Origin of the sequence: Vibrio sp. MMH1-50, from assembly GCF_022347645.1 — a bacterium.
In the GTDB taxonomy this organism is placed as follows: Bacteria; Pseudomonadota; Gammaproteobacteria; order Enterobacterales; family Vibrionaceae; genus Vibrio; species Vibrio harveyi.
In genome coordinates this window covers 25,481-40,181 of sequence record NZ_JAKRGG010000032.1, presented here as the reverse complement: position 1 = coordinate 40,181, position 14,701 = coordinate 25,481, and the positions used below count along the sequence as shown (strand labels likewise).

Sequence of the window (14,701 nt, the reverse complement as noted above, 5' to 3'; positions counted from 1 at the left end):
ATGTTGCTGTAACGAATAAGATATGGGAAGTCATGTCTGGTTCGAATAAAGCATTTAGCCGCTTAACAATCTCTGATTCTCATACATTAGGTTCGAGCCCAGGCACTTACACCGCAAGTAACAGTAACCTCGATGTGAATGGGGCTAGCCTACTCCCTTTTGGACGGGTTACTTACCAAATTGAAGCGACCGTTGCGGATGACACCGCTGAGGATATTGTCTTAGGCAACACCGAGGTAAAAGGTACCGTTTCCGGCACAGAAACGACGTTTACCAATACATCAACGATTACGTTTACTCCTGCGGATTACGACTACACGTTAGAAGCTTCCGTTCAGCCGGCTCAATACCAAGTGGGGAGTAAGCTAACTTATAAGCTGATTGCGACCAACAGAGGCTCTGTTACCGTTAAAGGCTTAGATATCGAGCAAGCGTTCGAGACGCTGACGGCTCAAAAACAAGATGGCTCAACAGGTGCAGCTTTCAGTGATGTTCATATCAGTGCTAAAGTCTCGTCCGGCAGCAAAACGGGTACTTTTGCTACTTCTGGTGATTTGTCGGTTAAAGACGCTGAGCTCTCTGTTGGTGGTCACGTCACCTACACCATCAAAGCGACCGTTGTTGATGACCTTGTTGGCGACATTGTCACCAAAGCGACATCAACGACTCGTGCTGGCACTGTTAACAGTAGTGAACTTACAACGCCTCCGGCAGATCCAGATATCGCTCTGGCACATACTTTACAGTCGACATCTCCTTACCTAATTAACGGTGAAGTTGATTTTCAAATCAAGGTCACCAACAACGGCGGAGCGATTGCTCACAATTATCATGTAAAACAGAATATTAAAGATTTGGTTAGCCCAAATGGTCTAGCTAATGATCGTACTTCTTCCTACAACAATACGGATGTGGACGGAAATCCTTTTGATAGTTGGGACATCACGGTATCAAACATTGGTGGAAAGTCAGATTCATCTTATGCGGGCAGTACGCAAACGAACGTTGACTTCAATGATATCGTTTCGATTTATCCAGGAGAGTCGATTACCTACCAAGTTAAAGCAACGTTAACCCCTGTTACCATTGGCGCTCTGCAAGGTTTCACTGCGTCAGTGACGGATCAAGCTGACACCTTAGTTAAGAGTTCAAGTATTTCAGACACGGTAAATGCAGAGAAAGTACTGAGTGTTGCGGATTCCGACATTTCAATTACCAAAACGACCTCGGCGTCAGAGTATGTGCCAGGTGGTGAGATTGAATACGAAATCACGGTTACCAATGGCTCTTCCAAGTATTTTGCCAATAACCTTTTGGTCCAAGAAAACCTGACTTGTGTGGTGACTGAACAAGCAGGCGGCGCGGGCGATGGTCAAGCTTTTGAAAAGTGGAAAGTGGATGTTATTTCAGGTGAGGATTCCATTGGTTCGGACCCTGGTTCGTTTAGTTATGGTACTTGGACGTCAAGCCCGCTTTCACTAACACCGGATATCGCGCCGGGCAAAACGATCAAATACAAGCTAACGGCAAAAACGAGTGATACGAGTACCGGTCTTATTTTGGATGACAGTGCAAGCTGTGCCAATGATAACGTGACGGAAGAAGGATCTGGTGTACAAACGCCGGACGATAATTTACGTGCGAGCAAAGATGTCGACAGTCGTTTCTACTCTTCCGGTCAGGCTCTGACTTACACCATCATAGTAACCAATGATGGTGATGGTTTCGCTAACCAAGTTCAGGTTTTGGATGACCTTAAGTCAGTCAAAACTCAAGATATTCATGGTGGTGAGATCGCCGCGTATACGGGCTGGACCATTACCGCACAGGCTTTCAAAGACGACGGAAGTACTGCAACCGCAAGTGACACCGGCATTGCTGGTGAGGTGAAGTTCCCGGATAACCTAAATGTGATTGCGACGCTTCAGCCTCACTCTTACATCGAATACACCATTGTTGCTGAAACCAATCCGCTCGCAAATGGACATATCTCTAACCAAGTGACTGTGGATGGCTCGGTTTATGCCGACCGTGGCTCTGACCCGCGTGACTTTGTGATTCAGTTAAACAAGCGAGTAAAAACAAACACAGATTCAAGCTTCCATGGTGAGCAGACGGCTTACTCAAAATTAGACAACGAAGTGACGTACCAAATCAGTCTAAAGAACGCGAAAGAGAATGGCTACGCGACTGACGTTGAAGTAAAAGATCTATTGTCGACGATTAAAGCTGGCGTCCTTGAGCCAGATGGCATGACGAAACCAGTGTTTAAGTCTTGGCAAATTAGTGCAGAGATTATTTCGGATGACCCTCGCCTAGATGGAAACGCTACATATACCGATGTTGGTACGTTCGCTGACAACACTGACTTAAATACCAAAGTGCAGATTCCACCGAACGTGGAAGTGCTATACACCATTGTGGCTCAAATAGATCGTGATACGCCTGATGAAATCCTCTTTACTCGCTTTAACAACACTGCGGATGTCAAAACGCCAGATTCAGGCATTCAATCTTCCGTGGTTGATACGGTTACCGTGTATCCACATGATCCAAAAATCATTGTTGTGAAGACAACTCCAGATGATGATTTTATTCCAGGAAAAGAGGTATCTTTCAAAATAACGGTAAGAAACAGAGGGCTTGGTTATGCAGACGAAGTTCGTGTATTTGATGATATCAAAGCTCTTAATGCCTTTTCTACCTGGAGTTACACCTCTGAAACTGACTCAAACAATTCGCCTTATAAAACAGGCAGCTATGCAGGGGACCCAAGTGGTTACCAAACGGATGAAAATCTTGATGCCCGAGTCGATATTGACCCCAATGTAAGTGGAGTTGATGGCTCTGTAACATTCGTTGTAACTGGTGTCGTTAAGAACGACTACAAGGAGAGTGAAATCTCTAACACGGCTGAAACCTACGATCCTTCGACCAATTTGAATCAGTCTTCTTCTGCTGAAATCGGTCATGTATCTGGGGATTCATTAAACGTTTCGATTCTTAAAACAGCCGATAAAGTTCGCTTTATTCCTGGTGAAGACGTGACTTATGAAATCCGTGTCAAAAACAATGGTTCAACTACAGAACATGGACTCAAAGTCTATGACTATCTGAATGATATCAAGTCAGTTCTAGCGAACGACAAAGACAATCAGTTCCAAGATTTTCCTGACCAAAACCCGTTTGAATACTGGCAGTTTAAGACTGGTTCAGATTTCGAGCCTGCCACTAACGATGATTTTATCTACCCACCGGGTGGTAAAGGCGCGACAATGAGCCTAGACCCTGGAGAGATTCGAACTTTTCAGATCAAAGCACGCGTCAAAGATAACGTTGTTGGCTCACTGGATGGAACCACTCTCAACAACAAGATCGAAAATGATGCCTACGTGTATCGTTATGTCGGCAACGACGAAGATTCACACGTTTCTCACCACGAAATGGAGCGCGCTTACAATGGCGGTGACGTGGTCAGAAAGCTGCTGGTTAACGGTAAAGAATCAAACTTCTACTCGCCGGGTGATACTTTAACCTATCAAGTGACCGTTTCTTCTCAAACGGGCTATGTGAATGATCATCCAGTTCAAGAAGATATTGATAGTGTTAAGACTCAGCTACTTGATGGTAGCAAAGATACGCCATATGCGTCTGGCTATACCGTTGATGTAAGTAAGCAAGATAGCAAAGGTGGTAGAGGAACCACCGATGGTACTTTGGATGGCACCGTTGCAGATAACCAGAACATCGATACAACGATTGATGTGGCTGGTGGTGATTCGGTGACTTTTGAAGTGGAAGGTGTTGTTCGTGAGGACGCCGTAGGCACGATTACTATCGGTGGTATCACAGTTGTTCCAAATGGCTACCATCTTTCATTTAGTAAAACGGTCGATCAATCCAGTTATGAGCCAGGGAAGCCATTGGTTTACCGATTAACCATTGAAAACGATGGTAAAGGTAACGCCTACAACATCCCAGTGATTGATGAATTGTCGGGTATCACGGTTGATCTCGTTGATGGTAAAAATGAAAAAGCCTTTGATTCTGGTTGGACGGTAGCGCCACGTATTGTGAGTGGCAGTGATAAAGCGATCCTCGATTTAGATAGCAGTATTGCGGATAACAAAGACATCAATACCCATGCCTCCATCCCGACGGGTACAAAGATTGAATATGTAGTTACTGCAACCGTCAATAAAAATGCGGTGGGTAAGATCCTAAACCTATTGACCGTCGACGGCGATACCGTGAGTGCAGAGACTAAGGCATCTGCCGAGAAATACGATTTCTCTAAACACGTCGTAAAACTCTATGACCAAGATGGCACCACCGAATTGACAGGTGGATACACGCCTGGTGGTTACATCGAATACGAAATCTTATTGAAGAACTTAAACAACGTTCACATCAATCAGATGCCAATCAAAGATGAAATCAGCAAAATTCAAACGGATTACTTTGGCGGTGTGAAAGGTCGTGCGTTTGACTCATGGACGATTACTCCGAGTGTGGACGCGAGTACGATCAGTGATGCGGGTAAAGTCAGTAACAACACGGACATCAATACTAACTTCAACCTCGCGGCAAATGAGTTTGTAACCGGCGGTACGTTTGTTAAGTACACCATTAAGGCGAAGATTAGTGAGCAAGCCGTAGGGCAAATTCTCAACGTAGCCGTCGTTGATAACAGCCATAACTTGCCATCAGAGCCAGTGAACATGCTGCCAGCAAATATCTCTAAAACGCATAAAGCGTATACGGATACAACGTTTGCTACGCATAAAACCACTTACAATCACACAACGAGTAGCGAGAAGATCGTTTACCACTTGCGTATCGAGAACAAGGGTAAAGGCCTGGAGTACAACAAATCTCTCGAAGAGTTTTTCTCGAAAGTCAAAGTTCGTACTGCACAGAATGCGGATGGTGAAGCAGACTCACAGACGCTACCAGCATTCGATCAATATGGTTGGACTGTGAAGGCAACGACTTCTGGAGAAGCAACGACGCTGATCGATGGGTATGTAGGCGGTGCTGATGTCGATATTGATATTGCTAAGCTGTCTATTGCTCCAGGTGGTTGGATTGACTTTGTTATGGAGTCGCAAATTCGTCAAGACGCACTTGACCAAATCGTAGTGAAGCCGAAATACAATGGCTCTAACTTCAGTGCAGCGACGGTTACTCCGGAAGGCAGCAACCTTGCCGTGAGCAAAGAAATTGTGTCTATTGCAGGTAAATCTTACACATCGGGCGATACTTACAAGCCTAACGATGAGGTGATTTACAAGTTTACTGTTACTAATACAGAGCCTGTTTGGCGTGACCAGACGGTAATCCAAGACATCGTGTCTGGCGTTCGTGTTGAAGTCGTAGGTGGAACCACGAAGTCGGCATTCTCAGAGACATCAATCTCTCATATCTTTACCTCTACAGGTACCTCGGGAACGCAGGATACCTACATTGAAACTTATGATGCATCCGATAACTTGGACCTGTTAGTTGATATCGCTCCCGAAGAAGTCATAGAGTTTACGGTGAAAGGAAAAGTTCGCCCTGACGCGTTAGGAGACATTGATGGCAACACCGGGCGAGCAGGCAATCAAAGTGATACCACAGATGTGATTCCACCAGTGGTTCCTGTATTGAGCTTTGAAAAGTCGGTACTGAGTACGACGGCTGACAGCAGCACTTGTACCTTCCCATCGACCTCGGGCTCTGGGTGTCATTACAACCCGAATGGTCAAGTGCAATACCAAGTCAGTGTTACTAATACCGGTGAGAGTATTGCTAACGATGCCACAATCGTGGATGAACTGAACACAATTAACACATCCGATGGCAAGCCAGCATTCCAAGATTACAGTGTTGCCATTATCAGTGCTCCAGATGCGGATAGATTCTCTATCACTGGTGATTATCAAGGTACAGTGCCACTTAATGCGGCATTTGATTTGATGCCGGGAGATACCGTGGTATTCGAGGTTGATGGTACGGTAGCTGCAGACGCAACAGGTACTATAACTAACATCGCCAAGGTGAATGGTGATGATAGTAATCCCGTTGTTCTTGACCCAGGCACGTCGAGCCTAATCGCGCAAAAATCTACAGATACACCGACCTACACGCCTGGTTCAGAAGTTCGTTATCAAATGCGTATTCGAAACCAAACATCGAATAACGAGAAGATTGATATTCGAGATGCTATTAGCAGTTATAAGGTAAAAGTGGCTGACGGTTCAGAGCAGGTAGCATTAAAAGATTGGACAGTCAGCGCTCGTGTGATTTCTGATGGCAACCCGTCATATACGGATATTACTAACCTCAATAGCATTGCCGCGAATAGCGACATTGATGTCACAGTACAAATGGGCGGTAAAGCGGCTGACGATACTTACACTGAGATTTTAATTGAGGTTGTAGGGCATGTTCGTGATGACGCAGTTGGTGAGTTTACCAACCAACTACAAGGTAAGTTGAACTCGGGCTCGACCTTTTTCACTTATAACCTAAAAGAGAAGGTGATTGTCCCAGAACCGGGCAGCTTGACAGTAACGAAAGTCACGTCGACTACGCCAGCTATCTACCACCCTGGTGACACCATTGGTTATGACATCGAAGTCAAAAATACCGGTGATGGTTACGCAACGGATGTCCTGATCGCTGATCTTTGGAAAAATATTCGTGCCGATAAAGCGGGCTCTACATTACCAGTGCGCGCGTTTGATGCTTGGTCTGCTACCTCAATCAATGTTGTGGGCACTACCCCAAATCTGACGCAACAGATTGCTGGCTCGGAGATTACAGGTGATAAAGGCGAAGGCTATCAAGTTCGTTACAACATTCACCCTGACCATACGGTTCAATTGCATGTTGAAGGTGTCGTAAAAGCGGACCTTGTTGGCGACATTACTAACCTGGTGGAAGTGAGTGATTCAAGCGGCTCCCAAACAGCTGAAGCAACTTATGTTGCTGCGACGGCAGATCTTTCTGTCGATAAAACGGTTGATAAGAACCAGTATGAATCTGGCGATACACTGACTTATACAATCAAAATTGAAAACACGACCGCGAACTGGGCGAATGACGTTCAAGTTAAAGACCTTGTAAACGACATCACCTCTACCAACATTACTGGTGCAACGGTGAAAGCGTTTGAGTCTGGCACTATCTTCTTTAATGCAGCTTCGCAAACTGGTGATACAAAGTTCCCATCAGCGACAGGGGAGTTCTTGGACGGTAGTTTGGATATTGGTCCAAATGACGTTGTGACTCTGACCGTAGAAGGGGAGCTAGATCCGGAAGTTGTCGGGGATGTCACTAACAAGGTCGAAGTGACTTATAACGGCACGACCAAGACTGCTGAAGCGACCAGTACAGCAAAAATCCCAGATTTAACCTTCACAAAAGAACCGATGGTTGAGTTCTATAGTCCGAACCAAGCAGCTGGCTACATCTTGAAGATCGTTAACCAAGATAATAGCTACGCCAATGACATCAACCTGAAAGATGAGATTGGCGCATTGACAGTAACGACGGTAGATGGCTCGACCAATCAAGCCTTCTTGCAATGGGCAGTGCAATACGTCTCGGGCAGTTCATTAACAACGGTGGATGCAAACTCTCTGGTCGTGGACAAGGACATTGACTACAACATCGACCTTGCGCCAAATGACACCATCACACTGTACGTGATTGGTCTCGTCAATGCTGAGGCTACAGGAGATATCGTTAACCAAGCGACCTTGAACCATAACAGCAAAGACGTTACTGCGACTGCGACGCTGAAACCTCGCCCGGGTGACATCGTTCTGGAGAAAACCACTGATGAGCGTTACTACCAGCCGGGTGAGTTCTCTACTTTCCGCGTCAAAGTGACCAACAACGGTTCAGGCTTTGCGTCAGATGTCAAAGTGGAAGACTTCATTTCTGCTCTGGAAGTGGAGACATCGGGCGGCGCTATGGCACCAGCATTCAAAGACTGGACAATCGTGACTACGAAGGGCGACCCTCGCACCAATATCGAGAAGGTCCCAGGACCAAATGATGATATCTCTACCAATATTGATATTGCGCCAGGTGATACGGTGGAGTTTGCCATTACGGGTACGGTCAATGTCAGTGCGGTCGCAAACGTTGTAAACACTGCCACAGCAGAGTTTGGCGGTGCAACGATTGATGCTACGGCAACTTTGGAAACCTTACCTGAGGAAGTATGGATAGAGAAAACGGTGGAATCACCTATCTACATTCCGGGTGAGGACGCGGTATTCCACGTTCGCGTATACAACGGTACCGATGGCTTTGATAACGACATCAAACTCGATGACATTCTGTCGGGTATCAGAACGACTAACGTGAATGGTGTCAGTGATCGCGCGTTTATCAGTTGGACAATTAAAACCACTAGCAAAGACACTCGTACGACGATTACGCCAATGCCAGTAGATGATCGAGACATTCGTTCGGTTATTGATATCGCGCCACATGACATCGTTGAATTCACGATTACCGCGAAAACGAATCCGTTGGCAGCAAGTGACATTACCAACATTGCCACTGCGGATTTGAATGGCACCACGCAGCAATCGAGCGCGACGATTCAACCGCAGTCTCAGGGTATTTCTATCGAGAAGACCACCGACAGTGAGTACTACATTCCGGGTAAAGAAGCGACTTTCCGTGTCAAAGTGAAGAACGAAGGTACGGTGCCAGCAACAGACGTTGAGGTGAAAGATGCCATCAGCGATCTTGACGTAGTGCGCCTTGATGGCACCACCGTTAAAGCCTTCGACTCTTGGCGTATTGATGTGAATAAGAGCAATCCAGAAACAGACATCACTAACATTCCGGGAGTGAACGCAGACATTGACTCAATGCTGACGATTGCTGCGAATGATGAAGTTGAGTTTGTGGTCACAGGGCTTGTTAATCAATATGCGACGGGTGAGATTGAAAACACCGCAAGTGCCACATTCCGCGGTGATACTCAAGAAGCGAGTGCAACGCTGCTATCGATGCCAGAGTCCGTCAAGCTTGAGAAAACCGTTGACGAGGAATATTACCGTCCGGGCGAAAATGCAACTTACCATGTCGTACTGAGTAACGAATCTGGCTCATTCACCGAAGAGATTGTACTTAAAGACCTGCTCTCTGAATTGAAGGTGAATACGATTCATGACACCGAAGCCGCTGCATTCACCAGTTGGAGAATGACAAGTTCATACAGTGATGATCGAACCATCGTGTTGCCAAAAATCCAAGGTGATAACGTGGATATCAATAGTCGTGTAGTGCTTGCTCCAAACGACAAACTGGAAATCGAAATCACAGGTGTCGTGAATGTGGATGCCATGGGGGAAATTACCAACCATGCGTATGCGTACGATAAAACAGAGAGTGATGTGCTCGCTGACGATTTCGTTACGATTAAGCCACAGCCGATCATCCTAGCCGTCACCAAGGTTGCGGATAAAACCGAATACACCAATGATGACGATGAAATCACCTTTACCATGACGGCAACCAACCGTGGTTCTGCTGATGCTGACAACGTTAACTTGTTGGATGAAATCGATAAGTTGATTGGCAGCAATGGAAATGCGTTATTTACCTCGTGGACGGCGACCATCACCGAGCTTAAATCTGGTGCTGTGGTATCGGTTGACTCAGATAATAACGTTGACTCAAACCACACCATGAAAGCCTACCAAGGTAACGAGTATCAAATTGTGGTGGCAGGCGAGATCAATCAGGGTATTGATGACAACTTCACCAACGTTTTCACTGCGACCGCGCCGACGGGCGAAGTTGCGACCGCCAATGTCACTATCAAAGTGAAGAAACAAGCTTACAACGAAGGCATGCTGACCGTAACTAAGGTTGCGAGTAAGTCAGAAGCGAGTGTAGGTGAAGTGGTGGAGTACGAAGTAACCATCACTAACGAAGATAAAGAAAACCCATTCACGGGTGTGCGTTTGGTGGACCGTTACCCAGGTGGCTTTGCTTATATCCCAGACTCTACTGAGATGGTGAATAGCGGTCCTGATGGTGTATTTGACACTTCAGATGATATTCAAATTTCAGTGGACCCGACCAAAACCAATCAGCTGATCTTTGACGTTGGTGACATGAATATTTACGGCAAAGGCGATTCTAAAACGGCTGATTCTGTTCGTATTCGTTACCTAATGCGGGTCAGTGTCGGTGCCACCTTTGGTGTCTATACCAACACTGCATGGGCAGAAGCGCCACCAGCAGAGAGCTTCTCTGCTCAGAGTGCGACCACAAGCTATGTGGTGAAATCTAATCTAGCTAGTGCAACGGTGGAAGTGATGCCAGATAAGGTATTCGACACCGCTTCGATCATCGGCAAGGTGTTTGAGGATCACAATGGTGACGGCTTCCAAGCAGATGCGACAGCGGATGATATTTATATCGATGTCGATTTAACCGCAGGTGATTACATTCCCGGTTCAACCTTCATTACGCAAGATGGTGTTGAAACGCAGCTTAAAGACGTTCAAGTCACGCAACAAGGTCAAGGTGTGCTGATGTCGAGCATCGACAAAGGCTACGAAGTGGATGAGTTATACGGCTTGTCACGCAATCGAACGCTTGAGCACAGCAACAAAGTTGCATTCCAATTCAAGACTCGAACTCGCCAAGGCTTCCCATTCAAGGTGACCACGGATAACGGCACGCATATCGAGTTCGACAAGCAAGGTAATGCGATTACCAAGCACAAAGGAGATAAGAAAAAAGGTCTGTCAGCAGAGAACATTGATGTAGTGAGAAACCTCTACCGAGATGGTGATGCGTATTTATGGGAAATCATCGTAGAGAACAAAGGGCTATACGAAGATGGCATTCCAGGCGTTCGATTACTGACCGTCGAAGGCATCATTATCGAGACAGACCAATATGGTCGATACCACGTTCCAGATCAGTGGGTGTTGAATAAGAAAGGTAAGCAGTTCTTGGTCAAAGTTGACACAGACTCGCTACCAACAGGCATGAAGGTGATCAGTGAGAACCCGAAAGTACGCCGAATTACACCAAACAAGCTGACGAAATTTAACTTCAGTATTCAAAGCAGTGGGGATGATTAACCGTTCGAAGAACAGACGCTGGCTGGGTGCGTCCCAGCCGACAATTCAAACGGTTAAGCAGGATTATTATGATTAGATTGAGACCATCAAAACTGACAATGTGCATCGCGGCTGGTTTGCCGATACTTTCCTACGCGAAAGACACCAGCCAATTGGAAAAACTTGACAGTGACTCTCTGGGTATTGAAGTTAAAGCTCACGAACAAACAGATAACTCGCGCATCTACTTAGATCAAGGTGCGATTTGGGTAAGCCGCGACATTATGCGTTTTGACCCAGTGCTCGACCTGAGCATCAGCAGTGATGTGGAAGTGAAAGATGGCAAGCCATTACAAGAGATGAGCTTCGCTATTACGACCAACTTTAGCTACTACGTCGATCATTACCAACTTGAGGTGTTTCGGGGTGGAGACCGCGGTTTAGTGAACCCATTAGCCGTGGTAGAAGGACAGCAATTTGCTAATGACTTCAACATTGTTTGGGACGGCGCTACCACGCAAGACTACCAATTTGAATCGAACACACAGCTGTTGTTCCGCCTAAAAGCCTTCGATAAAGACGGCAATATGGACGTGACTACAGTTGGTGTGATTGACCTTGTTGAGCCTGATTCTGAAGTTGATATTGACAAGAATGACGGCGAAGAAGAGCAAAGCCGCAAGCTAGGTAAGGCTCAGTTGATGCGTCACAACATTCCAACCTCTGCGGGTCTGGCAAGATTCATGGGTACGGGACTAAAAGGCGTCGACAAAGTCGTGATTGGCGAAGACGAGTTCGATGTGGAAGAAGGTGAGCTATACGCAGAGCAATACCTACCAGCAGACGCTTATTTATTCCCAACTCGCGTGGTGTTCGACAATGGTGAAGAGCGCCGTTATCAGCTTTATGTACGTATTCCAGATGAGTATTGGGTACAAGCGGGTCTTGCTGACTTCTACATTGGTAAAAACAAGGTCACCGGTAACTCAGCGGCATTGGGCGTCGACGACCAATACCAAGATGACATCTACAACCAAGGACGCTTAGCGTACTTTGGACAGGGTAAGTTTGGTGACAAACTCAGAATTACTACTCACTTTGATACCAAAGAGAGTGACGTTCGAGACATGTTTAAACACCCGTTTGCCTCTGATTCATCCAGTGTATTCGACATTCTAGAAGACGACGATGAGATGTATTACGGCAACTACGGTGACAGTTCGAACATCTACAAAGTGGTCAACACCAAAGGTAAGGTTTATCTCAACGTCGAATACGATAAATCCAATGTGTTGTGGGGTAACTACAACACAGGAATTACGGGTACAGACAACAACGATTACAACCGTAGCTTATATGGTTTCAAAGGTGATTACCGTACTCGCTCAACCACCAAGTTTGGTGAAGATCGCCTGAACATCGTTGGTTTTGCGGCTGAATCGGACTCACTATTTGCTCACGATGAATTCTTAGGCACTGGTGGTTCGTTGTACTTCTTGCGTCATGGTGAAGTGGTTCCGGGCAGCGACAAGGTGATGGTGAAAGTTGTTGACCCTGATAGCAGCATTACGGTTCAGGAAATGCCACTGCAATCGGGACGAGACTATGAAATCGACCCGTATCAAGGTCGCATCATTCTAACCAGACCACTAAACAACATCATTTCTGATAACTTTGGTTCGGTTATCAACGACCAGCCTTCTTCTGGCTACGACAACTATCTTGCGGTGGATTATGAGTACGTGCCTCAAGGTACTGATGCGATAGATTCTATGACTGCTGGTGGTCGCGTGAAAGGTTGGGTGAACGATTACATCGGCGTCGGGGCAAACTACCAAACCGAAGAAAAAGACAATCAAGACTACGAAGCATACGGCACAGACTTAACCTTGCGTGCTTCAGAAGGCACCTATTTAAAAGCCGAATTCGGGCACAGTAAAGGTCGACAAACTGATTCTAACTACGTCTCTTTAGACGGAGGTTTAACTTTCACCCCAATTGGCAATAACGCAGAAGATCGCGAAGGTGATATCTACCAAGTGAAAGGGGTGATGAACCTATACGATCTCGCTCCGAACGTCTTTTCTGCAGTGGGTAACGACGTCAAAGCTTGGTATAAATCCAAAGATGCAGGCTACAGTTTTGCCAGCCAAGATGACGACTTAGAGCAAGAGTCATACGGTACCGAAATTCGTTTCCAAGCCACTGACCGACTTGCAGTAAAGACGCGCTTTACCTCGGTTGAAGAACGTGAATCAGACGGTGATTTACGCACCGATACCCAACAAGCGGAATTGGAAACTCAAGTTAAGGTCACCAAACACATCAAGATCTCGGCGGCGGGTAAACAAGTTGAAGAGCTAAACAACCAAGATGAAAAAGGCAAAGGCACCTTAGCGGGTCTGCGTGCTGACTACATCTGGGATAGCGATAACAACGTTTATATCAAAGGTCAGAAAACCGTAGGTCAAACGGATGAATACGACGAGAACGACAGCGTCACTCTGGGTGGTGAAACCCGGATTCTAGAAGACTTTGTGGTAGGTGCTGAATACACCACTGGCGATCGTGGCGATGCCGCAGAAGCGAGTGTGACGTATGACGTAACCGAAGATTACAGTACGTATTTAACCTATGTAGATGACACATACGAAGGCAAAAACAATGTGATTGTTGGTCAGCGTGCAGACCTAACTTCTACGGTTGATTTCTACCAAGAAAACCAATTTGTTGATGAAAACAACGGCAAAGGTCGTATTGACTCGTTTGGCTTTGGTTACGACATGAACGACGACATCGACATGGGCATCGGCTACCAAAAAGGCGAAATCGAAGACGAACAGAAGATCACTACTGAGCGCCAAGCGGTGAGTGTTAGCACTTCGATTGATATCGATGACGTGCTGTTCAAGAACAAAGTGGAGTACCGTGTCGACAAGACCGATGATTCCGCAGACCCAGATAAGAAACGTATCGACCAATGGGTGACGACTAACCGTTACACGCATCACCTGACGGAAGAGTACACCTTATTTGGCAAGTTCAACTACTCGCGCTCTGAGAGTAAGTCGAGCGATAAAGTATTGGCTCGCTTTATTGAGTCGACGGCAGGACTGGCTTATCGCCCAATCTACAACGACCGTTTGAACTTGTTATCTCGCTACACCTACTTGGTGGATTTCGACCAGCTCAACCGCGATGTAGATTACAAAGATGAAGAGAGCCATATCATCGAAATTGAAGGTATCTATTCGTTGGATGCAAACTGGGATTTAGGCGCGAAATACGCATTCAAAGACAAACATGAAATCTTCACTCGTCAGTCAGGCGAAGACATTCCTGTCGATAGCAAAATTTCATTGTACGGCTTGAGTGCATCTTATCGTGTCATGAAAGATTGGGATGTTACCGGCGAGTACCATTGGAAGACGGACAGCACCTACGATGAGCTAGAGCAGGGCGCATTGGTTTCCGTTAACAAACATTTGAGTGATAACTTCAAAGTCGGCGTGGGTTACAACTTCTCGGGCTTTGATGGCAACCTAGCGAATGATGACGATTACGACGCATCAGGCGTGTTCATTAACCTAGTTGGTAAGTTATAAGAG

At 46.2% G+C, this 14,701-nt stretch carries 2 protein-coding genes; both read left to right on the top strand.

Annotation, left to right across the window (positions count from 1 at the left end; translation table 11 throughout):
* The first annotated feature begins 32 nt into the window (after positions 1-32).
* Complete coding sequence (locus MHO32_RS19445; protein WP_239213525.1) at positions 33-11,114, top strand: DUF11 domain-containing protein; 11,082 nt, start codon at positions 33-35, stop codon at positions 11,112-11,114.
* A gap of 68 nt (positions 11,115-11,182) precedes the next feature.
* The gene (locus MHO32_RS19440) at positions 11,183-14,698 is read left to right on the top strand and encodes a hypothetical protein (protein WP_239213523.1); all 3,516 of its coding nucleotides are present in this window, start codon (positions 11,183-11,185) and stop codon (positions 14,696-14,698) included.
* Positions 14,699-14,701 lie beyond the last annotated feature (3 nt).

What these genes read in the sequence shown, in the direction of transcription:
- MHO32_RS19445 (WP_239213525.1), top strand. Translation starts at nt 33, where the DNA reads ATGTCTGGTTCGAATAAAGCATTTAGCCGCTTAACAATCTCTGATTCT.
- MHO32_RS19440 (WP_239213523.1), top strand. Translation starts at nt 11,183, where the DNA reads ATGATTAGATTGAGACCATCAAAACTGACAATGTGCATCGCGGCTGGT.